A 21852-nucleotide genomic window follows, 5' to 3' on the forward strand; every position below is an offset into this window, starting at 1 on the left:
TGAAGGGTTCACCATGCACGTACTGGTCTGTGAAGACGACAAACTGATCGCCAGCGGCATTGTGGCCGGCCTCACCGCCCAGGGTTTCACCGTTGAACACGTGGCCACGGCGGGCGCCGCACGCGCGATGCTCAAGGCGGCGACGTTCGACATCATGGTGCTCGACCTGGGCCTGCCGGACGAAGACGGGCTCAAGTTGTTGCAGCAACAGCGCAGCCAGGGCCTGGAGATTCCGGTGCTGATCCTCACCGCGCGGGACTCGGTGACCAATCGCGTCGACGGCCTGCAAGCCGGCGCCGATGACTACCTGCTCAAACCCTTCGACCTGCGCGAACTCGCCGCGCGCCTGCAAACCCTGCTGCGACGGGTGGCAGGGCGCAGTGTCAACCTGATCGAGCATGGCCGCCTGGCCTACGACCCCAGCAGCCGCGAAACCTTCCTGGGCGGCGAGCCGGTTGACCTGTCGCGTCGCGAGCAGGCGCTGTTGCAAGCCCTGCTGCACAACAAAGGCCGGGTGCTGTCCAGCGAACAGCTCAAGGACAGCGTCTACGGGTTCAACGACGAACTGGAAAGCAACGCACTCAACGTGCATATCCACCACCTGCGGCGCAAGTTGGGCAACGGCATTGTCGAGACCGTGCGCGGCCTCGGCTACCGCCTGGGCCCAGCCGATGGGGGCGAGGACGCATCGTGAAAAGCCTGCGCCTGCGCCTGACGTTCAAGCTCGGCGCCGCCTTTGTGCTGATCTGGGCCCTGGCGGCGGCCTGGATGCTCAACGACCTGCGCAACCAGATGATGTTCTCCCTCGACCAGCGCCTGGTCGCGTCGGCGCGCATGGTGGCGGGGCTGACCGAGCAGATGCCGGGTCTGGCCAGCGTCAGCGGCGGCGCGCATTTCAGCGCTGAACAATTGAATGTGCCCGGCGGCATGGCCTGCCAGGTCAGTTCCCTGCGCGGGGAAATCCTGGCGCGCAGCCACACCACGCCGGATGAGGGGCTGGAGTCGCGCAAGAGCGGGTTTCGCGACCAGGTCGTCGATGGCGTGGGCTGGCGCAGTTTCACCCTGTCCCGTGGCGACCTGCTGATCACCACGGCCGACCGGCAAGTGGAACGCGAGGCGCTGAACCTGTCGATCCTGCTGGCGGCGTCGGTGCCGGTGGGCGTGGCGATGCTGGGCTGCCTGTGCCTGTTGTGGCTGGGCATCGGCCAGAGCCTGCTGCCGCTCAACCGCATGCGTGACGCCTTGATGCGCCGCAGTGCCGATTCCCTTGAACCGTTGCAGATCCACCCGTTGCCCAGCGAACTCGAGCCACTGCTGGACACCCAGAACCAGCTGTTGCAACGCATTGCCAAGACCATCGAGCGCGAGCGCCGCCTCACCGGTGACGCGGCCCACGAACTGCGCAGCCCGCTCACCGCGATCAAGACCCACCTGCAAGTGGCGCGCATGACCGAAGGTGCGGCCCGCGACCAGTCCCTGGCCCATGCCGAGGAGGGCGCCGACCGCCTGCATCGGACCCTGGAGCAATTGCTGTTGCTGGCGCGGGTGGAGGGTAACCTGTCGTTTGACGATGGCATGCACTCCAGCGCCGAAGAAGTAGCGCGCCTGGCGATCCAGGATGCCAATGCCGGTGACAATTCGCGCATCGACCTGGTCCTGCCGGACGACCTTTCGGCCACCCCGGTGGACATGCCGGTGGGCCTGGCGGTCGCCGCCTTGCGTAACCTGCTGGACAACGCGTTGCGCCACACGCCGACGGATACCCGGGTGGAGCTCAGCGTATTCACCGCCGCCGATAATGTGGTGTTCCGCGTGCGTGACCACGGCAAGCAGATTGCCCCCGAGGACCTGCAATACCTGACCCAACGCTTCTGGCGCAACGGTAACAGCGAAGGCTGTGGCCTGGGCCTGGCGATCGTGCAAGCGATCGTGCAGCGCTGTTCCTGCTCGTTGAAGTTCGACAGCGGGCCGGACGGCCTGCGCGTTGACCTGGGTATGCCACTGCGCTGCTGATCACTTTTCTTTCAAGTGCCAAATAGCTACCGCCCTCCTGAAGTTGAAGCCTTCAGGATGGCGGTAATTTTTTGCGCTTGAACGGGCTGAATGACTCGGCCTGTATTGAAAAAGGACGGTTCTCATGTTGGTCATCGATACCAGTTTCCCTGCCAGAGGCTTCAACGAACGCAACGGCGAGCCCGTGCGGCAGGTGATCCTGCATTACACCGCAGCGCCTTTTGGTGCCTCCCTGCGCACCCTGACTCAGGATGGGGTGAGTGCACACTACTTGCTGCCCGACCCTGATGAGCCCGACTATCGCGCGGCGGGCTATGAAGAGCTGCGTGTCTTCCGTTTGGTGGAGGAAGACCAGCGCGCCTGGCACGCCGGGGTGAGCCATTGGGCGGGGCGCGACAACCTCAACAGCCGCTCGATTGGCATCGAGATCGTCAACCAGGCGCGGGATGACGGCGGTGTGTTCAGCTTTCCGGCCTATGCGCCGGAACAGACCGACGTGTTGATTGCACTGGTTCGCGACATTCTTGAGCGATACCCGCAGATCGGGCCCACCGACATCCTCGGGCATGCGGACGTGGCGTTCGGGCGCAAGAGCGATCCGGGGCCGCGCCTGCCGTGGCGGTGTCTGCATGAAGCAGGGGTGGGGGCCTGGTTTGATGAGGCGACACGGGCGATGTATCAGCGCCGGTTTTGCCTGGGCCTGCCGCCGGAGGTCGAGGTAGAGCGGGCGTTTCAACGCTATGGCTATGCGCCGGCGAAGAACCGGCAAGGGTTTGAACAGAGGACGCGGGCGTTTCAGATGCACTTTCGGGCGCGGGATTACTGCGGGTTCCTGGATGCGGAGACCTGCGCGATTTTGTATGCGTTGAATGAAAAGTACCGTGGTCTTTGACGCCGAACGCAATTCCAATGTGGGAGGGGGCTTGCCCCCGATTGCGCTCTGTCAGTCCCGACACCAGTGACTGATCCACTGCTATCGGGAGCAAGCCCCCTCCCACATTTGGTTTTGTATTCACTGGCGAGTGATCAAAGGCCCTAAATCCCCTCGACGCTGGTGCGTTTCCAGAACAGGAAATCCGTGCGCATGCCCCTTGGGGCCAGACGCCAGCGGATCGGCAGTTTGGTCACCATCATCAGCGTATTGAGGGATCGAGAAATGTCAGTCGCTACCAGCCGTATCGAAGACGCCCAGGTGCATGAAACGCTTTACCAGTTCGACGAAACCCCGCTGCTGGCCCGTCAACGCCAACAGGAATCCAATGCCCGCAGCTACCCGCGGCGCATTCCCCTGGCACTCAAGCGTGCCAAGGGGATTTACGTGGAAGACGTCGAAGGGCGCAGCTTCATCGACTGCCTGGCCGGCGCCGGCACCCTCGCGCTGGGGCATAACCACCCGGTCGTGATCGAGGCTATTCAACAGGTGCTGGCTGATGAATTGCCCCTGCACACGCTGGACCTGACCACCCCGGTCAAGGACCAGTTCGTGCAGGACCTGTTCGGTTTGTTGCCGCCGGCGCTGGCGCGGGAAGCGAAAATCCAGTTCTGCGGCCCCACCGGCACCGATGCGGTGGAAGCCGCATTGAAATTGGTGCGCACCGCCACCGGGCGCAGCACCGTATTGTCATTCCAGGGCGGTTATCACGGCATGAGCCAGGGCGCCTTGAGCCTGATGGGAAGCCTGGGGCCGAAGAAACCCCTGGGTGGCTTGCTCGGCAGTGGCGTGCAATTTCTGCCATACCCCTACGACTATCGTTGCCCGTTCGGCTTGGGCGGCGCGGAAGGCGTACGGGTCAACCTGCACTACCTGGAAAACCTGCTGAACGATCCGGAGGCCGGTGTATTACTGCCGGCGGCGGTGATTGTCGAAGTGGTGCAGGGCGAGGGCGGTGTGATTCCGGCTGACCTGGACTGGCTGCGCGGCCTGCGCCGTATCACCGAGCAGGCGGGCGTGGCGTTGATCGTCGATGAGATCCAGAGTGGTTTCGGCCGTACCGGCAAGATGTTTGCCTTCGAGCACGCCGGGATCATCCCGGATGTGGTGGTGATGTCCAAGGCCATCGGCGGCAGCCTGCCGCTGGCGGTGGTGGTGTACCGCGACTGGCTCGACACCTGGCTGCCGGGCGCCCATGCCGGGACCTTCCGTGGCAACCAGATGGCCATGGCGGCGGGGTCGGCGGTGATGCGCTACCTCAAGGACCATGATCTGGCCGGCCATGCGGCGGCCATGGGCGAGCGCCTCGGTGAACACCTGCGCATCCTGCAGCGCGACTTCCCGCACCTGGGTGATATTCGTGGTCGCGGGCTGATGCTCGGCGTGGAGCTGGTCGACCCGACTGGCACGCCGGACATTCAAGGCCATCCGCCCGTGCATCGCCAATTGGCGCCGCTGGTGCAGCGTGAATGCCTCAAGCGCGGGCTGATCCTCGAACTGGGCGGTCGGCATGGCAGCGTGGTGCGTTTCCTGCCGCCGCTGGTGATCACCGCCAGCGAAGTGGACCGGGTGGCGGACATCTTCGGACGCGCGTTGGCGGCGGCGGTCGCCAGCCTCTAATTTTTTGCCAGCCTGGTACGTTTCTACAGATATCGGTACTGCGCACGGTGCGCAGCCAGCCTTATAGCGATGGAGAACAGCAATGACCTCAGTATTTGACCGCGACGACATCCTGTTTCAGGTAGTGGTCAACCATGAAGAACAGTATTCCATCTGGCCCGACTACAAGGCCGTACCGGAAGGCTGGCGCACCGTGGGCAAGAGCGGCCTGAAGAAAGAGTGCCTGGCCTATATCGAGGAGGTCTGGACCGACATGCGCCCGTTGAGCCTGCGTCAGAAGATGGACAGCGCTGCGATCGCGTAAACGCCACAGATCAAAAATGTGGGAGGGGGCTTGCCCCCGATGAGGGAGTGTCAGTCGACTAATGAGTGACTGATACACCGCCATCCGGGGCAAGCCCCCTGCCACATTTTGAGCTGTGTTGCTTTCAGGTGTTTTTTTCTTTGTCTAATCCGCCCGAAGCCGCCGTCACCACCTGCACGCTCAAGCGCGGTGTCGCCAGATCCAGCCCCGCCTCATCCAGATGCCGTTTCAGCGACAGGTTGAACGCCCGCGACACTTCCCACTGTTTGATCGGCGCCGTCTTGAACCGCGCCCGCAGGATCGCGCTGCCCGACTCGAAACTCTCCACCCCCTGAATCTCCAGGGGCGACCAGATATTGCGGCGTTGCAGCGGGTCGTTGCGCATTTTATGGCCGACGTCGCGCATCAGCTTGATGGCGTCGTCGATTTCCATGTTGTACGGGATCGCCACCCGGAAGATCGCGTAGCCGAACTCCCGCGAGTAGTTTTTGATGCTCTTGATCTCGCTGAACGGGATGGTGTGCACAATGCCGTCGATGTCCCGCAGGCGCACGGTCCGGATGGTCAGGCCCTCCACCGTGCCCAGGTGGCCGCCCACATCCACGTAGTCGTCGATGGCCAGGGAGTCTTCGATGATGATGAACAGGCCAGTGATCAAGTCCGCCACCAGCGACTGCGCGCCAAAACCGATGGCCAGGCCGATCACACCGGCACCGGCCAGCAGCGGCGTGACGTTCATGCCCATGTTCGCCAGGGCGACAATGGCAGCAATGATAAAGATGGTCACGAACAGCACGTTGCGGATCAACGGCATCATGGTCTGCGCACGGGCATTGGCCAGGCCCTTGCGCGAGCGGGTGAGGGCATGATGGATCGCCGTGTCGCTGAGGATCCAGATCAGCCAGGCGAACAACAAGGTCCCGGCCAGGCCGAACAGCTTGACGCTGACTTCATGGCCATCGCCTTCGGTAAAGCGGATCAGCGACAGGCCCCACACCCGCAGGCCCAACTCGATAAACACCAGCCACACGATCAGGTGGGCCAGGGTGTAGACGAAGCTTTTCAGGCGTTCGGAATACAGCGCGTGGCGCTTGTGACCGCGTTGCGGCTTGAGCGCGTGGCGTCTCACCAATCCGTTGATCACCATGCACAGCACCAGCAGCACCGTACACAGCAGGGACTGGCGCAAGGCGGTGCTGGTATCGCCGGCCGAGACGAAGGTGGCGAACAGCGAGATACCCACCAGCAGCAAGGCCGGGATGTACCAGAAGGACCCGATGATTTCGATGGTGTCGCTGAGGGCGCGGCGCGTCAGGCGGCGCGACAGCGGCTGGTTGCGGATCAGGTGGGCGATGGGCCGGCGGAAACGCAGGATGAATACACCGGTCGACAGCGCCGCCATCACATTGGCGACTGTCGCGGCGGTGTGGGACAGGTGCTGGCCCAGGGCCTGGACCAGTCGCGGGTCGCTCAAGGCCTCGCCAAAGGCGGCAAAACTGCCGATCCACCACAGCGGGCGGAACGCCTGGTGGCGCAGGATATACAGCGCGCGATGACGGTGCGGGCCGTCGAGTACCGAAAAAGCGATCACGCAGATTGCCGAGAAACAGGTGCCCACCACCAGTGCGTAGGCCAGCACCATCGCCAGTGACTTGCCCAGGGACGAGGGCAGGGCGTAGCTCAGGTACACCGTGATCACCAGGGCGATCATCCACGGGCCGAGCTTGCGCAGGGCGAAGCGCACCATGTCCCAGGTGCGTGGATGTTGCGGCAATTCTTCAGGCAGGCCGAAACGTTCGCGCACCCGATGGCTGAGCCAGATCAGCGCGTAGGCCAGCAGGCTCCACACCGCGAGGATCAGGGCAAAACCGAAAATGATCGGTAGCCATTCGTTGGCCGGCAGCATCAGCGCGCCGAGTTCTTCCTTGGCCAGGTCGACCTCGTTGGACCAGCGCCCCAGCGGGCTGTCGGCGCCCGAAAACTGTGCCTCGAGATTGGCCAGGGTGCCGCCGATCAAGCCCAGCACGCCTTCCTCGGTGGCCGGCTGGGCCTTTTGCGTGGCGGCACGCAGCTTTTTCAGGTCGCTCAGCAACTGAGTGCGCTGCTGGTCGTTTTCCAGGGTCTTGATCACCTCGTCCAGCGACTGCCCCAGCGGCACTTCGGCCTGGGGTTGGGTCTTGTTGGTGGTGCCGAGCAGGCCGGGCAAACCCACGGCATGGGCAGGCGTGAGCGGCAGCAAGGTGAGCAGGGCGATCAAGCAATAGCAGGGCAGGGCAAACAGACGGGAAAGCACGAGGCGGTCAACCTTGGAAACGACGGGTTGAGCGAGTGTACGAGTGCAAGCGTCATTCGGCCAGTTTGGCGAGGATCTTGTACACCACGGTGCCCAGGATCAGCAGCATGCCGAGCCACATGCCGAACACGCCAAGGGGCTTGTCGCGAAAGTTGAAACCCACGGCCAACATGATCATGCCGATCAGGATAGGGATAAGCATGGCGTGGAAGGAAGACATGGAGATCATGGTGCGACGGCCTTGTCGGAGTGGGAATACTGACAAGTCTAGGTCGGATTATGAGAAGTGCAGGTGATATAGATCAGGGGTACGCAACACCAATGTGGGAGAGGGCAAGCCCCCTCCCACATTCAGATCAGGGCAGATCGTGGCTCGCGTAGAACGCCCCCAACACCTTGACCAGGTGCGCCAGGTCATGGCTGCCGCACAGTTCGCGGATCGAGTGCATGGCGAACGTCGGCAGGCCGATGTCCACGGTGCGCACGCCCAGGTGGCTGGCGGTGATCGGGCCGATGGTTGAGCCGCAGCCCATGTCGCTGCGCACCACGAAGCTCTGCACCGGTACTTCCTGGGCCATGCACAGGTGGCGGAAGAACCCGGCAGTTTCGCTGTTGGTGGCGTAGCGCTGGTTGCTGTTGACCTTGATCACCGGGCCGGCGTTGAGCTTGGGGCCGTGGTTGGCGTCGTGCTTGTCGGCGTAGTTCGGGTGCACGCCATGGGCGTTATCGGCTGAGACCAACAGGGATTTCTGAATGGTGCGTACGAATTCATCACCTTCCGGCAGCAGGCGACGCAGGGTCTGCTCCAGCATCGGGCCATCGGCGCCGCACGCCGAGCAGGAGCCGACTTCTTCGTGGTCGTTGCACACCAGCACGCAGGTTTCTTCGCTGTCGCTGGTGAGCAGGGCTTGCAGGCCGGCGTAGCACGACAGCAGGTTGTCCAGGCGTGCGCCGGCGATGAAGTCACCGTTCAGGCCGATGACCGCAGCGCCTTGGGTGTCGTAGAAGCTCAACTCGTAGTCGAGCACCACGTCGGCGTTGAGTCCATGTTCGCGTGCCAGTTGATCGGTGAGCACGGCGCGGAAGTCCACGCGCTCGTCACCGGCAAATTGCGCGAGGATGGGCGGCAGCTCGGTCTGGGCATTGATCGCCCAACCCTGGTTGGCTTCACGGTTCAGGTGAATGGCCAGGTTGGGGATGATGGCAATCGGCAGCTTGAAGTCGATCAACTGGCTTTCGACCTTGCCGTCGCGGCGGAAGGTCACACGGCCGGCCAGGGACAGGTCGCGGTCGAACCACGGCGCCAGCAACGCGCCGCCATAGACTTCCACGCCCAGTTGCCAGAAACCCTGGCGTTGCAGCTCGGGCTGGGGCTTGACCCGCAGGCACGGGCTGTCGGTGTGGGCGCCGACCAGGCGGATACCGCCCTGCAGCGGCGAATGACGGCCGAGCTTGAAGGCGATGATCGAGGAATCGTTACGGGTGACGTAGTAGCGCCCGTTGGGCTCGGTGGCCCAGGTTTCGCGTTCGTCGAGACGCTGGTAGCCGGCCGCTTCCAGGCGCTGGGCCAGGGCGGCAGTGGCATGAAAAGGAGTAGGGGAGGCCTTGAGGAAGTCGATCAGGCCTTGATTCAACGCTTCGCGCATAAATAGCTCCAGACAGCAATGCGCGGAGTTTACCGTTCGATGGCAAGAAGTGCACAGCACAAATGTGGGAGGGGGCTTGCCCCCGATGGCAGTGGGTCAGCCAACCCATACAGTGATTGACACTCCGCCATCGCAGGCCAGTGGAATCTGCGTTGACAGCTTTAAAACGGTGCGGGGCACTCGAAGCGCAACCGCTCGCCACTTTGCGGGTGAGTGAAGCTCAACATGCTCGCATGCAGGCACAGGCGTGGCCAGGCGGCCAGGGCTTGCTCATGGGCATACAGGCCGTCACCCAGCAGCGGGTGGCCGATGGAGAGCATGTGCACACGCAGCTGGTGCGAGCGCCCGGTGATCGGTGTCAGCTCGACACGGCACCAGTCCCCGCAGCGCTCCAGCACCTTCCAGAACGTCAGCGCGTGCTTGCCGAACTCGTGGTCGACCACATGCCGCGGCTTGGTCGGTGGGTCGTAGCGCAGCGGCAAATCGATGCTGCCACTGTCCAGTTCCGGCTGGCCCCAGGCCAGGGCGGTGTAGGCCTTTTCGGTTTCTCGGTCATGAAACTGGCGGGACAGCTCACGGTGCGTGTCGGCATCCCGCGCCAGCAGGATGATGCCCGAGGTTTCCCAGTCCAGGCGATGGACGATACGGGCTTCGGGGTAGCCGTTTTCCTGCAGGCGGGTGATCAGGCAGTCCTTGTTGTCGTCGGCGCGGCCAGGCACCGAGAGCAGCAGGGTGGGCTTGTTCACCACCAGGACGGCGGCGTCCTGATACAGGATGTGGATATTGGACAGCGGCATCAAACAGCCTCGTAACAAACGCCAACGGCGGCTCGCCCACCCGGTTCCCGAAAAGGGATCAAGGTGATCGAGCCGCCGTGGCGGCCGCCTGTTCGATCAACGATCAGGCAGGGTGATATTGAGTTCCAGAATCGAGCAGCTGCCGTCATTTTCCAGGGCGACATGCACGTCATCGTTGCCGATATTGACGTACTTGCGGATCACCTCGACCAGTTCCTTCTGCAAGGCTGGCAGGTAGTCCGGGGTGCTGCGTTGGCCGCGTTCGTGCGCCACGATGATCTGTAGACGCTCTTTCGCGACCGACGCGGTCGTAGGCTTTTTGTTGGCGCGAAAGAAGTCGAGAAATTTCATTGTTTAGTTGCCTCCAAAGATACGCTCGAAGAATCCCTTCTTCTTGACATCGAGGAAGCGGTGTTCCACGGTCTTGCCCAGCAAGCGATCGACGGCATCGCTGTACGCCTGGCCGGCGTCGCTCTGGTCATCAAGAATCACTGGCACACCCTGGTTGGAGGCTTTCAGCACCGCCTGGGATTCTGGAATCACGCCCAGCAGGGTCACTGCGAGGATTTCCTTCACGTCTTCAACACCGAGCATCTCGCCGTTGCTGACACGCTCAGGGTTGTAGCGGGTGAGCAGCAGGTGCTCCTTGATCGGATCGCGGCCTTCTTCGGCGCGCTTGGACTTGCTGGCCAGCAGGCCGAGCATGCGGTCCGAGTCACGTACCGAGGAGACTTCCGGGTTGGTCACCACGATGGCTTCATCGGCGAAGTACATCGCCAGGTGAGCACCGGTCTCGATGCCGGCGGGGGAGTCGCACACCACGTATTCAAAGGTTTCTGCCAGTTCGGCGATGACTTTGCCGACGCCTTCTTTGGTCAGCGCATCTTTGTCACGGGTCTGGCTGGCGGCCAGCACGTACAGGTTTTCAAGGCGCTTGTCCTTGATCAGGGCCTGTTGCAGGTTGGCTTCACCGTTGACCACGTTGACGAAGTCATACACCACGCGGCGTTCGCAGCCCATGATCAGGTCGAGGTTACGCAAACCGACGTCGAAGTCGACGATAACTGTCTTGTGGCCGCGCAGAGCGAGGCCGGTACCGATAGCGGCGCTGGTGGTGGTCTTACCCACACCACCCTTGCCGGATGTAACCACGAGAATCTTGGCCAAGGTGTTTCACCCCTAAGGAAAAAGGACTTTTCAGTCCCTGAAAAACATCTCTTGGAACTCGCTGCAGGCGGACAGCCTTGTAGGAATAAAAAATTCCTACATAAGTAATGCCGGTTTCGCTGTGCTATCAGAGTCTAGAGATGCTTGGAAAATGCGGCAGTATCCGTTAAAGACGGATGATGTTCAACACATCGCCCGACAGGTTGACCTGCACCGAAGCCCCCCACAGCGGATCACGGCGCAAATCTTCTGAAACCTTGTACTGGCCTGCGATGGACACTAGCTCAGCGGTCAACTGCTGGCAAAAAATACGGGCCTTGGTATCACCCTTGATGCCGGCGAGGGCACGTCCGCGCATCGGGCCGTATACATGGATATTGCCATCGGCGAGAAGTTCCGCACCCGGGCTGACCGAGGAGACCACCACCAGGTCGCCCCCCTGGGCATAAATCTGCTGCCCGCCGCGTACGGGCGAGGTGATGATCTTTGTAGGCTTGATCGCAGGCTCGGGTGGTTTTTCCGGTTTTTTCTTCTCTTCGCCGACCAATGGTTCCAGTGGACGCTCGCGCGCGCCGGACGGTGGCAGTACTGGCAGTTCAATGGCGATGGCCGCCGCGATGTCTTCGATACGGCTGGCGCGAATCGCCAGGGTGCGCAGGCCATGGGAGCGGCACACGCGCATCAGGCCGGGCAGATCGATGCTGCCCTGGTCGGCGGGCAACTTGTCCAGGGCCAGCACCAGCGGGGCGTTGTTGAAGAAGTTCGGCGCCAGGGCGACCTTGGCCGCAAGTTGGCGGTCCAGGGCGTCGAGGTCGTTACGGGCGAGTTCCAGCACGGTGATGGCGAGCATGCTGCCTTTCAGCTGGAACACGGGATCTTGGTCTAGCGGTTCGGTTTGGCTCATGGTCGGCAAAAGCGGCTTGTCACGAAAAGTGTCGAGACTTATAACGAGAACACTCACTGGCCGCAAGCCGGGTCGAACCGTTGTAGAATGCGCGGCCCTTGTCTTTACCGGAATCTGTAATGGATCGCCCGCGTTTTCGAGCTGTATTTTTTCACCCGCGTTTCTGGCTGTTATGGCTGGGACTCGGCCTGTTGTGGCTGGTCACCCAACTGCCGTACCGCGCGCTGCTGACCATCGGTCGCCTGCTGGGTGCCGGCATGTACCGCGTGGCCGGCGAACGCCGCCGCATCGCCGCACGCAACCTGGAACTGTGCTTCCCGGAAAAATCCGCCAAAGAGCGTAAACAGTTGCTCAAGGAAAACTTTGCCTCCACCGGCATCGCGTTCTTTGAAATGGCCATGAGCTGGTGGTGGTCGCGCCAGCGCCTGGCGCGCCTGGCCCACGTCGAAGGCCTGGAACACCTCAAGCAGGCGCAGTTGGATGGCAAGGGCGTGATCCTCATGGCCCTGCACTTCACCACCCTGGAAATTGGCGCAGCGTTGCTGGGGCAGAAGCACACCATCGATGGTATGTACCGCGAGCACGGCAACCCGCTGTTCGACTATATCCAGCGCCGTGGCCGCGAACGTCACAACCTCGATTCCCTGGCCGTGGAGCGTGAAGACGTGCGCGGCATGCTCAAGCTGCTGCGCGCCGGCCGTGCCATCTGGTACGCACCGGACCAGGACTATGGCGCCAAGCAAAGTATCTTCGTGCCGTTGTTCGGCATCCAGGCCGCCACCGTGCCGGCCACCAGCAAGTTCGCCAAGCTGGGCAAGGCACTGGTGGTGCCGTTCACTCAACAGCGCCTGGCCGATGGCAGCGGTTACCGCCTGGTGATCCACCCGCCGCTCACCGACTTCCCCGGCGAAAGCGATGAAGTCGACTGCCTGCGCATCAACCAATGGGTTGAAGCCTCCGTGCGTGAATGCCCCGAGCAATACCTGTGGACCCACCGCCGCTTCAAGAGCCGGCCACCGGGTGAACCCAAGCTGTACGAAAAACGCCGTCGATAAGACAGACATTTCCCCACATGGAGTGACGCAATGCGCCCAGCTGAACCGGTTACAGGCTTGATTCTTTCCGGCGGCGGGGCGCGAGCGGCGTATCAGGTGGGGGTATTGGCGGCGATTGCCGAGTTGCTGCCCTCGGGTGCACCCAATCCTTTTCCGGTGATCGTCGGCACCTCGGCCGGTGCGATCAATGCGGTGAGCCTGGCCAGTGGCGCCATGGACTTCACCGCCGCGATCCAACGCCTTACCGCTTTCTGGCAGGGCTTCAGCAGCCATCTGGTACTGCGCAGTGACTGGCCGGGGGTGATCCGCCAGGCAAGCCGTTTCCTGATCCACAGCCTGCTGGGCTTGGGCGCACAAGTACCGGTGGCACTGCTCGACAGCACGCCGCTGAAGGCGCTGCTCAAAGACAAGCTGCATCTGGACGGCATCGACGAAGCCATCCGCAACAAACACCTGCATGCGGTGGCGGTTACGGCTTTTGGTTATGAGTCCGGGCAGGCAGTGACCTTCTATCAGGGCGGCGGCACCATCGACGCCTGGTTGCGCCACCGTCGTATCGGCCTGCCGACTCAACTGACGGTCGAACACCTGCTGGCCAGTTCGGCGATCCCCTTGTTGTTCGCCCCGGTCAAACTCGACCAGGAATACTTCGGCGACGGCGCCGTGCGGCAGTCGGCGCCGATCAGCCCGGCGTTGCACCTGGGCGCCAGCCGCGTGCTGGTGGTCGGTGTCAGCGGCAACCCGCGGGGCAATGAGCCGGCGGTACAGCGCAGCTACACCGGCCAGGAGCCGACCCTGGCGCAGATCGGTGGGCATATGCTCAACAGCACGTTCATTGACAGCCTGGAAAGCGATATCGAATTGCTCGAACGCTTGAACCAGTTCAGCCATGTCGCACCCGGGGTGGCGGCGGTGGAGGTGCTGGTGATCGCACCCAGCCAGCCGATCGATGAGATCGCGGCGCGGCATCGCCAGGAACTGCCGGCGGCGTTGCGCTTGTTTCTGCGCGGGCCGGGGGCGACCAAGACGAGCGGGGCGGGGGTGTTGAGTTACCTGCTGTTCGAGGCGGGGTATTGCAGTGAATTGATCGAGCTGGGGCGACGGGATGCGTTGGCCAAGCGCGAGGAGTTGTCGAAATTCCTCGGCCTGGCCTGACGGTCAGAAGTGATACTTGACCAGGAAGCTCGCCGTGTCCTGGTTGGTCTTGAACGCGCCGGAATCTTCGATCCCGTACTTGTTCTTCCAGTAGTCGTATTCAAAACCCACGTACAACTGCTTGTCGCCCCAATGCAGCGCTTTGCCCAGGTCATATTTGACCTGCGGGTTGAAGTGCAGGTTGGCGTGGTAGGTGCCACGGGCGTTCTTGTCGTTGTCTGTCACCCAGTCCATGAAGCCGTCGATCAGCACGTCGGAATTACCCACTGGGATGGTGTAGGACCAGACCGGCGTGATCTGCCAGACGCCGTCACCTGGGCGATTGCCTTCGGTCTGGCGTTGGTAGAAGTTCAGCTGGAAGTAATCGAAACCGGGGATGTTCAAGTCAAAGCCAGGCCCGAGCAGGTACGACTCGTTGTCGCCTTCGCCGAACTCGTAAGTGAACGCCAGCAATATATCCTTGATGGGGCCGAAGGACAGGTCTTTATCGAAGATCTTGCCGAATGACAGCCGTGGGCTTATTTCGCCGTAATACGTACTGGGGCCGACGTTGCCGTCTTCCTTGCCGTTGTAAAAGATGCGGTCGACGAAGATAAAGTTATCACCGTACTTCCACGCATCGGCATGTTCGAACGTGACGGTTTGCTGAATCTGCGGGTTGACGGTAAAGCTCTTGCCCCACAAGTAAGTCAGGCTGTTGTTCTGCCACTGCAACAGGTCACCGGCCACGGCTTGGCCACCGGCCAGCAGGGATCCCGCCAGCATCAGGCCTTTGAACATAGGTTTCATTCGGTTGCTCCCGAGTTAAAGTTTTATGGTTTTTCTTCTACGCAGGCGCTCTGGTGTGGCGCCTTTTGGTTCGCTGCAAAAATCGTCTGTTCGGTCAGCTTTAGTGCTTTTAGCAAGAGCTGCGCCAAGGTGTTTAAAAAGCCAAAAAATCCCCGTCGGCTGCATGAGATGCAGTCGAATTCAGAGGACATTTGCGCACTTTGGCCGCAGACATTAGGCCGGGATAAGTTGGCCTTGCAGTCAGCTTTTACATTCGCTGTTTTTTTTTGAGTCGATTCGAGCGGGCGCGGAGAATACTGGCTCCCAGGCCTGGGCTCAAGTGCGCCGTTACAGCGCGCGCGGGGCGAGAATGGGGCACGGCTTGTGACCGGCCCCGGGTGAACGGTGTGCATGTTGATGTTCCCAGTTTCGTTATTGTTTTTGTGCGAACGAAGGAATCAATGCGTAGGAGCAACGGCTGGTCGTTCAGAACCGCCGAGAATGTTGAACAGGATATTCAGCGACAACGCGCTGAGGGTGGCCATGGCGATGCCGCTGTGGGTAATCGGGCTCATCCATAGCGGTAGCTGCGCGAAGAACTCCGGGCGCACCACCGGGATCAGGCCCATGCCGATGCTCACCGCCACCAGCAATTGGTTGCGCCGGTCGGCGATATCGGCTTCCTGCAGGATCTTGATCCCGGTCGCCGCCACCATGCCGAACATGGCAATCGCCGCGCCCCCCAGCACCGCCGGTGGAATCGACGCGACCAGGTACGCTGCCTTGGGCAGCAGGCTGAGCACGATCAGAAACGCACCGGCCATCATCGTCACCGAACGGCAGCGCACGCCGGTCATCTGCACCAGGCCGATGTTCTGCGCGAACGAAGAGTGGGTGAAGGTGTTGAAGAACCCGGCAAAGAACGACGCACCGGCATCACACAGCAGGCCGCGCCGCAGCATTTTCGGCGTGACGTCCTGGCCGGTGATCTTGCCCAGCGCGAGGAACATCCCGGTGGACTCGACAAAGATGATCACCACCACCAGGCACATCGACAGGATCGGCGCCAACTCGAATTTGGGCATGCCGAAGTGCAACGGCGTCACCACCTGCACCCACGGCGCCTGGGCCAGGCCACTGAGGTCGACCATGCCGATGGCGCCGCACAAGGCGTAGCCCAGGCCCATGCCGATCAGCACCGAGATGTTCACCCAGAAGCCACGCATGAAGCGGTTGATCAGCAGGATGGTGGCCAATACCAGCGCGGCAACCGCCAGGTAGACCGGTGAGCCGAAAGTCGCGGCGGCACTGCCACCGCCGGCCCAGTTCACCGCCACGGGAAACAGCGACAGGCCAATCGCGGTGATCACCGTGCCGGTCACTAACGGCGGGAAAAAACGCACGACCTTGGACATGAACGGTGCGATCAGCATGCCAAAGAACCCGGCAGCGATGGTCGCGCCGAAGATGCCCTGCAAGCCGATACCGGGCATGCCGGCCATGGCGACCATGCTGCCGACGGCGGCAAAACTGGCGCCCATCATCACCGGCATGCGAATGCCCACCGGGCCGATGCCGAACGACTGCACCAGGGTGGCGATGCCGGCGACCAGCAGGTCGGCGTTGATCAGAAAGGCGATTTCTTCACGGCCGAGGCCTGCGGCCTGGCCAATGATCAAGGGCACGGCGACGGCGCCGCCGTACATCAGCAAGACGTGTTGCAGGCCTACCAGAATCAGTTGCAAGAGGGGCAGCCGCACCAGGGCGGGTGCGGCGGGAATCTGCGGTTCGGCTAACTCGGTCATGCAACACCTCGGATCTTTTTATTGTTGTGTTGTTCGGCATTCAATTGCCGGGTGGGACTCGATCTTCAAAACCCTGGAGACCCTTGTGGGAGGGGGGCTGCCCCCTCCCACCTTTGGATCTGCGCCAGCCTGTCAGTTGGTACGCGCCCCCTGGTTGATCCAGGTGCCAATCAAATCCCGCTCCTGCTGGGTCATCTGGGTGATGTTGCCCAACGGCATGATCTGGCTCGCCACGGCCTGCGCCTGGATACGCGCCGCCTGCTGCTGGATCTGCGCCGGGGTGTCGAACATCACACCCGCTGGAGCCGTACTGAACAACGGACTGGTGGGCTTGGCCGAGTGACACACGGCGCAGCGCTCCTGGATCACCCCGTGGACCTTGTCGAAATCAATCGTCGCCTGGGCCGGCGCAGGTTCAGCGGCGGGGGCGGCAGGCGCTGCCGGTTTCAAGCCACCGCCCAGTGCGGTTTCCGGCAACGGCTGGTACTCGATGGCCACCGGGGCCTTGGCCACTTCGGCCAGCGGCTTGGGGCCGGTCACGTAGGCGAGGCAGATCATTGCCAGTGCACCCACCGGCAACGTCCACGCGTACTTCTGGCTGTTATGCCGGGTGTTGAAGTAGTGGCGCACCAACACCGCCGCCACCGCGATGCCCGCCAGGATCAGCCAGTTGTATTGGCTGCCGTAGGTACTCGGAAAGTGGTTGCTGATCATGATGAACAGCACCGGCAAGGTGAAGTAGTTGTTGTGACGCGAACGCAGCAGACCTTTGGCGGGCAGCGCCGGGTCCGGCGTGCGGTTTTCCGCGATCGCCGCCACCAGCGCGCGTTGTGCCGGCATGATGATGCGGAACACGTTGCCCACCATGATGGTGCCGATCACCGCACCCACGTGCAGGTACGCACCCCGCCCACTGAACACTTTGCTGAAGCCGTACGCGGCGGCAATCAACAGCACGAACAGGATGAAACCGAGCAGGGCAGGGCGCTTGCCCAGGGCCGAGTCGCAGAGGAAGGAGTAGATGAACCAGCCGGCGAACAGTGAGCCAATGCCCAGCAACACGCCTTCCGGGCCACTGAGGCTGCTGCCGGGGGCTAGCAGGTACAGGGTCGGGTTCCAGTAGAACACCACGCACAGCAGCGCAATGCCCGACATCCAGGTGAAGTAGGCCTCCCATTTGAACCAGTGCAGGTTGTCCGGCATGGTCGGTGGGGCCAGTTTGTATTTTTCCAGGTGGTAGATACCGCCACCGTGGATCGCCCACAAGTCACCGGCCAGGCCGCTCTTGGGGTTGACGCGATTGAGGTTGTTTTCCAGCCAGACGAAGTAGAAAGAAGCGCCGATCCACGCGACGCCCGTGATCATGTGAACCCAGCGCACGCTCAGGTTCAGCCATTCCATCAAATGTGCTTCCACAGTCTTTACCTCTCGCCTGTCACCCTTGTTGTCGGGTGATCAGACCTTCTCTTATTGGTGGGGGGCGAGGATCAACCGCTCATCCTCTTTGAAAAAATGCTCATCGCAGTTATTGCCTGTGCCACTGCGATCAACCACCAGGAAGTCATCCCGCTTTTCGATCGTCAGCACCGGGTGGTGCCAGACGCCGCGATGGTAATTAATGCCCTGCCTGCCGTTGGTGACGAAGGCGCGGACCAAGCCCGATACAGGTTCATCGCCAAGTGGCGCGACCACGATCAGAAAGGGGTTGCCGAGCAGCGGAATGAAAGCCTGGCTGCCCAGCGGGTGTCGTTCCAGCATGCACACGGTCAGCGGCATGTCCTGCGCATCGGCGCGGAAGATGCTGATGATGGCGTTGTCCTCTGGCTTGGCGGTTTCCACCGTGGCCAGTTTGTGGAAGCGCATGGTCGACCCATTGTTGATCATGAAGTGATCGCTGCCATCGGTTTCGATAACGTCTCCGAAAGGGGCGAAGGCTTCTTTGGTCAGGGGTTCGATCATCAGTGTGCGCATGGCTGTCTTCTTAAATTTTCGAGTGTGATGGTGTCTGGTCTACCGTTATCGCGGGCAAGCCCGGCTCCCACATTTGACCGCATACTCCTGTGGGAGCCGGGCTTGCCCGCGATGGGGTCCACCCTTATTTCGCTACCTTACCGAGGACCCGCAGGCGGCTCACGCCACCATCCGGGAACACGTTCAGCCGGATGTGGGTAATCGGCCCCAGCGCCTTGATCTGCTCGGCAAAGGTGTGTTCGGCGTGCATTTCCAGCTTCTGCGCCGGCAGCAGTTCGCGCCAGAACAGCGACTGGGTTTCGATCTGGCTGTCGGTGCCGCCCTTCACGAACGCGCCCTGGATCGAGCAGGTGTCCGGGTAGTTGCCCTTGAAGTGCAGGGTGTCGACGATGATCTTCTCGATCTCGCCCGGGTGACCCAGCGCCACGATCACCCAGTCATTGCCCGGTGTGCGACGGCGCGCGGTTTCCCAGCCGTCGCCCATGTTGATGCCACGGCCTGGATTGAGGATGTTGCTCATGCGGCCGAAGTGTTCATCGGAGCAGGCCAGGGCACGGCCACCGTTGAGTGCTGCCGCCAGGTCGACCTGTTCGTTGTCGCCCACCGAGGACCAGTCGCGAAACGGCACGCCGTATACGCGCAGGCGCGCCACGCCGCCGTCCGGGTAGATGTTGAAACGCAGGTGGCTGAAGGCCTGGTCGTTGTGGATCTCGTGATAGTGGTGGCTGTTGCCTTGCAACTCGACGGCGGACAGCACTTCGACCCACTGGGTGTTGTCATCCGGCTCGCCCGAAGTCAGGAAGCAGGCTTCCAGGGAGGCCGATGGCGGGAAGTTGCCGGTGAAGAATGAAGTGTCGATGTCCACGCCTTTGATCGAGCCCGGCACACCCAGGCGGATCACCGCGCTGTCGTAGCCTTCGAAGCGCTTGCGGCGCGACTCCCAGCCGTCCATCCACTTGCCGTTGTCATCGAAAACGCCCTCCTTCCATACGGCCGGGGTCGGCTGGAACAGGCGATTGGCGTCGGCGAACCAGTCATCGGTGACGGAGATGATCTTGGTGCCCAGGCGGGCGTCGGCCAGGTTGACGAATTTCTCGAAAGGTACGGCGTAAGCTTTCATTCTTCTTGTCTGCCTTAGATAAAGTGGCTGGGGATGGTCGTTTAGAGGGTCAGTAAACGGAACAACGCGATCTTGTTGATCTCGTCCAGCGCGCATTTGAACTCGGTGTCCACCGAATTGTGGATGCGCGTTTCGAACGCGGCGAGGATCTGATGCCGGTTGCTGCCTTTTACCGCCATGATGAAGGGAAACTTGAACTTGGCCTTGTAGGCGTCGTTCAGCTCGGTGAAGCGCGAGAACTCTTCGGCCGTGCATTGGTGAATCCCCGCGCCAGCTTGCTCATCGGTGCTGGCTTGGGTCAGTTGGCCCTGGACGGCGGCTTTGCCGGCCAGGTCCGGGTGAGCGTTGATCAGCGCCAGCTGGCTGGCATGATCAGCGCTCAACAGGATGTCGCTCATGCGCTGGTGCAGGGTTTCGATCTGGTCGATCGAAGCATCCTGGCCCAGGTCGAAGGCCTTTTCGGCCACCCATGGCGAGTGTTCGTAGATATCGGCGAAGGCAGCGACAAACTCATCGCGGCTCAAGATCGAGGGTTTCAGGCCGTGGAACGCAGTCATTTCGCCGCTCCCGTGTAGGGGTGGGTTTGCTGCCAGTGGCGGGCAATGTCGACGCGGCGGGTGAACCACACCTGCTCGTGACCTTTGACGTACTCGATAAAGCGCTTCAACGACGCCAGGCGCGCCGGGCGGCCGATCAGGCGGCAGTGCAGGCCGATGGAAAGCATCTTCGGTGCCTCGGCCCCTTCGGCGTAGAGCACGTCGAACGCGTCCTTGAGGTACTCGAAAAAATCATCGCCCTTGTTGAAACCCTGCACCTGGGTGAAGCGCATGTCGTTGGTGTCCAGGGTGTAGGGAATCACCAGGTGCGGCTTGCCGGTCGGGGTGTTGGGTTCCCAGTAGGGCAGGTCGTCGTCGTAGGTGTCGCAATCGTAGAGAAAGCCGCCTTCCTCCATGACTAGCCGCCGGGTATTGGGGCCGGTGCGCCCGGTGTACCAGCCCAGTGGGCGTTCGCCGGTGAGTTCGGTGAGGATGCGGATGGCTTCGAGCATGTGCTCGCGCTCCTGGGCCTCGTCCATGTATTGGTAGTCGATCCAGCGGTAGCCGTGGCTGCAGATCTCATGGCCGGCGTCGACCATGGCGCGGATCACATCCGGATGGCGCTGCGCGGCCATGGCCACGGCGAAGATGGTCAGCGGGATATCGAATTCTTTAAACAGCTTGAGGATGCGCCATACGCCGGCACGGCTGCCGTATTCGTACAGCGACTCCATGCTCATGTTGCGCTCGCCTTGCAGGGGCTGAGCCGAGACCATTTCGGAGAGAAAGGCTTCGGATTCTTTGTCGCCGTGCAAGATATTGCGCTCGCCGCCTTCTTCGTAATTGAGTACGAAAGACAGCGCAATGCGCGCCTTGCCCGGCCAGTGGGGGTGAGGAGGGTTACTGCCGTAACCGATCAGGTCGCGTGGGTAGTCAGCGCTCACTGCAGTCTTCCTTCTTGTTCGTCGTAGTAGCGATAAGTGATTGTATACAACTTATCGCGCACTTTGTAAGCCTACATTTCTGCATTTTTTCGGCAGAGCCCTGAACGATTGGTGTAGCAAGAAACTTGCCTGGTTGGTCAGCTAATGGACAAAAGGTCGTTTAAAAGCAAGGATAACGCGCAGATTGCGCTGTTGAGCAATGGCAGCAGGCGGATCTAAGAGTTTGTGATTTTTATTGTGTACAATTTTTTTAAAAAGTGTCTTAATCGATCATCGCCGGCTTTTTCGATGCCCTGAAAAAGTACGGATCACTCTTCTATTGACCACAGGAGGCGCGTAGACGCCATGGGACGCTTGACCACACACGTATTGGACGCCGCGCACGGCTGCCCCGGCAGCGCAATCAAGGTTGAGCTGTACCGCGTCGAAGGCGCGCAGCTGGCACTGGTCGCCACCGCGCAGACCAACAGCGACGGCCGCTGCGACGCACCGTTGCTGCAAGGCGATGACTACCGCAGCGGCGTGTACCAATTGCAATTCAGCGCCGGCGACTACTACCGCGCCCGTGGCGTGCAACTGCCGGAGCCGGCCTTCCTCGATGTGGTAGTGCTGCGTTTCGGCATCAGCGCCGAGCAGGATCACTACCATGTCCCGCTACTGATTTCGCCCTACAGCTACTCCACCTATCGCGGTAGCTGAGCGTCACCTCGCTTCACACCCCCAAAGCTCTTCGTTGGTTTCGCCCGCGCACACTGCGGGCTTTTTTTCGCCGGGCGTTGGTCCATGCGCCCGTTCAATTATGTGACGCACACCTTAGAGGGAT

At 61.7% G+C, this 21852-nt stretch carries 22 protein-coding genes; 8 read left to right on the forward strand and 14 right to left on the reverse strand.

The window, feature by feature from the left end:
• The first annotated feature begins 13 nt into the window (after nucleotides 1–13).
• The 5 genes from BM026_RS17460 to BM026_RS17480 all read left to right on the forward strand — a co-directional run bounded on the left by BM026_RS17460 (nucleotide 14) and on the right by BM026_RS17480 (nucleotide 4868).
• Nucleotides 14–694: a response regulator gene (locus BM026_RS17460; protein WP_028617287.1), complete on the forward strand. Its 681-nt coding sequence runs from the start codon at nucleotides 14–16 to the stop codon at nucleotides 692–694.
• The gene (locus BM026_RS17465; RefSeq protein WP_093529542.1) at nucleotides 691–2013 is read left to right on the forward strand and encodes an ATP-binding protein; all 1323 of its coding nucleotides are present in this window, start codon (nucleotides 691–693) and stop codon (nucleotides 2011–2013) included. The genes BM026_RS17460 and BM026_RS17465 overlap by 4 nt, the downstream gene beginning before the upstream one ends.
• A gap of 124 nt (nucleotides 2014–2137) precedes the next feature.
• On the forward strand, nucleotides 2138–2905 hold the full coding sequence (locus BM026_RS17470) for an N-acetylmuramoyl-L-alanine amidase (RefSeq protein ID WP_092243135.1): 768 nt from the start codon (nucleotides 2138–2140) through the stop codon (nucleotides 2903–2905).
• A 264-nt stretch (nucleotides 2906–3169) separates the two neighbouring features.
• Nucleotides 3170–4564, forward strand: coding sequence for an aspartate aminotransferase family protein (locus tag BM026_RS17475; protein WP_093529544.1), 1395 nt, complete (start codon nucleotides 3170–3172; stop codon nucleotides 4562–4564).
• 82 nt (nucleotides 4565–4646) lie between these two features.
• On the forward strand, nucleotides 4647–4868 hold the full coding sequence (locus BM026_RS17480; protein ID WP_058424653.1) for an MbtH family protein: 222 nt from the start codon (nucleotides 4647–4649) through the stop codon (nucleotides 4866–4868).
• 124 nt (nucleotides 4869–4992) lie between these two features.
• Here BM026_RS17480 and BM026_RS17485 read toward each other — a convergent pair whose 3' ends face one another.
• The 7 genes from BM026_RS17485 to minC form a co-directional block, all read right to left on the reverse strand.
• On the reverse strand, nucleotides 4993–7161 hold the full coding sequence (locus tag BM026_RS17485; RefSeq protein WP_092243141.1) for a mechanosensitive ion channel family protein: 2169 nt from the start codon (nucleotides 7159–7161) through the stop codon (nucleotides 4993–4995).
• A gap of 52 nt (nucleotides 7162–7213) precedes the next feature.
• Nucleotides 7214–7390 carry a hypothetical protein gene (locus BM026_RS29210; RefSeq protein WP_163034621.1) on the reverse strand — a complete coding sequence of 59 codons (177 nt, stop codon included), beginning with the start codon at nucleotides 7388–7390 and terminating at the stop codon, nucleotides 7214–7216.
• Nucleotides 7391–7517: 127 nt separating this feature from the next.
• Nucleotides 7518–8807, reverse strand: a complete 1290-nt coding sequence (locus BM026_RS17490) for a M18 family aminopeptidase (protein ID WP_092243143.1) — start codon at nucleotides 8805–8807, stop codon at nucleotides 7518–7520.
• Nucleotides 8808–8968: 161 nt separating this feature from the next.
• A complete protein-coding gene (locus BM026_RS17495; protein ID WP_015885133.1) occupies nucleotides 8969–9604 on the reverse strand; it encodes an RluA family pseudouridine synthase in 636 nt (211 codons plus the stop codon).
• A gap of 96 nt (nucleotides 9605–9700) precedes the next feature.
• Nucleotides 9701–9955: a cell division topological specificity factor MinE gene (minE, locus tag BM026_RS17500; protein WP_010208824.1), complete on the reverse strand. Its 255-nt coding sequence runs from the start codon at nucleotides 9953–9955 to the stop codon at nucleotides 9701–9703.
• A gap of 3 nt (nucleotides 9956–9958) precedes the next feature.
• Complete coding sequence (gene minD / locus BM026_RS17505; RefSeq protein WP_071490790.1) at nucleotides 9959–10771, reverse strand: septum site-determining protein MinD; 813 nt, start codon at nucleotides 10769–10771, stop codon at nucleotides 9959–9961.
• Between the two features lie 166 nt (nucleotides 10772–10937).
• Nucleotides 10938–11675: a septum site-determining protein MinC gene (minC, locus tag BM026_RS17510; protein WP_071490789.1), complete on the reverse strand. Its 738-nt coding sequence runs from the start codon at nucleotides 11673–11675 to the stop codon at nucleotides 10938–10940.
• Nucleotides 11676–11794: 119 nt separating this feature from the next.
• Between minC and BM026_RS17515 the strand changes: the two genes are divergently transcribed.
• Entirely contained in the window at nucleotides 11795–12730 is a 936-nt protein-coding gene (locus tag BM026_RS17515) for a lipid A biosynthesis lauroyl acyltransferase (RefSeq protein ID WP_071490788.1), read from the forward strand.
• A 30-nt stretch (nucleotides 12731–12760) separates the two neighbouring features.
• Nucleotides 12761–13885 (forward strand): patatin-like phospholipase family protein, encoded by a 1125-nt coding sequence (locus tag BM026_RS17520; protein ID WP_092243148.1) that lies wholly within the window; start codon nucleotides 12761–12763, stop codon nucleotides 13883–13885.
• Nucleotides 13886–13888: 3 nt separating this feature from the next.
• On the opposite strand, the gene BM026_RS17525 is transcribed toward BM026_RS17520, so the two are convergent.
• The 7 genes from BM026_RS17525 to puuE form a co-directional block, all read right to left on the reverse strand.
• A complete protein-coding gene (locus BM026_RS17525) occupies nucleotides 13889–14674 on the reverse strand; it encodes an outer membrane protein OmpK (protein ID WP_093529547.1) in 786 nt (261 codons plus the stop codon).
• Nucleotides 14675–15111: 437 nt separating this feature from the next.
• Nucleotides 15112–16458 carry a nucleobase:cation symporter-2 family protein gene (locus BM026_RS17530; RefSeq protein ID WP_071490786.1) on the reverse strand — a complete coding sequence of 449 codons (1347 nt, stop codon included), beginning with the start codon at nucleotides 16456–16458 and terminating at the stop codon, nucleotides 15112–15114.
• 132 nt (nucleotides 16459–16590) lie between these two features.
• Nucleotides 16591–17874: a urate hydroxylase PuuD gene (locus BM026_RS17535; protein WP_093529549.1), complete on the reverse strand. Its 1284-nt coding sequence runs from the start codon at nucleotides 17872–17874 to the stop codon at nucleotides 16591–16593.
• Nucleotides 17875–17925: 51 nt separating this feature from the next.
• Nucleotides 17926–18429, reverse strand: coding sequence for an ureidoglycolate lyase (locus BM026_RS17540; RefSeq protein WP_028617272.1), 504 nt, complete (start codon nucleotides 18427–18429; stop codon nucleotides 17926–17928).
• Between the two features lie 124 nt (nucleotides 18430–18553).
• Nucleotides 18554–19549: an allantoicase gene (alc, locus tag BM026_RS17545; protein ID WP_071490783.1), complete on the reverse strand. Its 996-nt coding sequence runs from the start codon at nucleotides 19547–19549 to the stop codon at nucleotides 18554–18556.
• Between the two features lie 41 nt (nucleotides 19550–19590).
• A complete protein-coding gene (gene uraD / locus BM026_RS17550) occupies nucleotides 19591–20106 on the reverse strand; it encodes a 2-oxo-4-hydroxy-4-carboxy-5-ureidoimidazoline decarboxylase (protein WP_092243154.1) in 516 nt (171 codons plus the stop codon).
• Complete coding sequence (puuE, locus tag BM026_RS17555) at nucleotides 20103–21029, reverse strand: allantoinase PuuE (protein ID WP_092243157.1); 927 nt, start codon at nucleotides 21027–21029, stop codon at nucleotides 20103–20105. The genes uraD and puuE overlap by 4 nt, the downstream gene beginning before the upstream one ends.
• A 345-nt stretch (nucleotides 21030–21374) precedes the next feature.
• Between puuE and uraH the strand changes: the two genes are divergently transcribed.
• A complete protein-coding gene (uraH, locus tag BM026_RS17560; RefSeq protein WP_071490780.1) occupies nucleotides 21375–21728 on the forward strand; it encodes a hydroxyisourate hydrolase in 354 nt (117 codons plus the stop codon).
• Nucleotides 21729–21852 lie beyond the last annotated feature (124 nt).

The organism is Pseudomonas sp. NFPP24, assembly GCF_900112095.1.
Taxonomy (GTDB): domain Bacteria; phylum Pseudomonadota; class Gammaproteobacteria; order Pseudomonadales; family Pseudomonadaceae; genus Aquipseudomonas; species Aquipseudomonas extremorientalis.

What these genes read in the sequence shown, in the direction of transcription:
- BM026_RS17525 (WP_093529547.1), bottom strand. Translation starts at nt 14,674, where the DNA reads ATGAAACCTATGTTCAAAGGCCTGATGCTGGCGGGATCCCTGCTGGCC.
- BM026_RS17480 (WP_058424653.1), top strand. Translation starts at nt 4,647, where the DNA reads ATGACCTCAGTATTTGACCGCGACGACATCCTGTTTCAGGTAGTGGTC.
- BM026_RS17470 (WP_092243135.1), top strand. Translation starts at nt 2,138, where the DNA reads ATGTTGGTCATCGATACCAGTTTCCCTGCCAGAGGCTTCAACGAACGC.
- BM026_RS17530 (WP_071490786.1), bottom strand. Translation starts at nt 16,458, where the DNA reads ATGACCGAGTTAGCCGAACCGCAGATTCCCGCCGCACCCGCCCTGGTG.
- uraD (WP_092243154.1), bottom strand. Translation starts at nt 20,106, where the DNA reads ATGACTGCGTTCCACGGCCTGAAACCCTCGATCTTGAGCCGCGATGAG.
- BM026_RS17515 (WP_071490788.1), top strand. Translation starts at nt 11,795, where the DNA reads ATGGATCGCCCGCGTTTTCGAGCTGTATTTTTTCACCCGCGTTTCTGG.
- BM026_RS17460 (WP_028617287.1), top strand. Translation starts at nt 14, where the DNA reads ATGCACGTACTGGTCTGTGAAGACGACAAACTGATCGCCAGCGGCATT.
- BM026_RS17540 (WP_028617272.1), bottom strand. Translation starts at nt 18,429, where the DNA reads ATGCGCACACTGATGATCGAACCCCTGACCAAAGAAGCCTTCGCCCCT.
- alc (WP_071490783.1), bottom strand. Translation starts at nt 19,549, where the DNA reads ATGAAAGCTTACGCCGTACCTTTCGAGAAATTCGTCAACCTGGCCGAC.
- minE (WP_010208824.1), bottom strand. Translation starts at nt 9,955, where the DNA reads ATGAAATTTCTCGACTTCTTTCGCGCCAACAAAAAGCCTACGACCGCG.
- uraH (WP_071490780.1), top strand. Translation starts at nt 21,375, where the DNA reads ATGGGACGCTTGACCACACACGTATTGGACGCCGCGCACGGCTGCCCC.
- BM026_RS17490 (WP_092243143.1), bottom strand. Translation starts at nt 8,807, where the DNA reads ATGCGCGAAGCGTTGAATCAAGGCCTGATCGACTTCCTCAAGGCCTCC.
- BM026_RS29210 (WP_163034621.1), bottom strand. Translation starts at nt 7,390, where the DNA reads ATGATCTCCATGTCTTCCTTCCACGCCATGCTTATCCCTATCCTGATC.
- BM026_RS17520 (WP_092243148.1), top strand. Translation starts at nt 12,761, where the DNA reads ATGCGCCCAGCTGAACCGGTTACAGGCTTGATTCTTTCCGGCGGCGGG.
- BM026_RS17495 (WP_015885133.1), bottom strand. Translation starts at nt 9,604, where the DNA reads ATGCCGCTGTCCAATATCCACATCCTGTATCAGGACGCCGCCGTCCTG.
- BM026_RS17475 (WP_093529544.1), top strand. Translation starts at nt 3,170, where the DNA reads ATGTCAGTCGCTACCAGCCGTATCGAAGACGCCCAGGTGCATGAAACG.
- minC (WP_071490789.1), bottom strand. Translation starts at nt 11,675, where the DNA reads ATGAGCCAAACCGAACCGCTAGACCAAGATCCCGTGTTCCAGCTGAAA.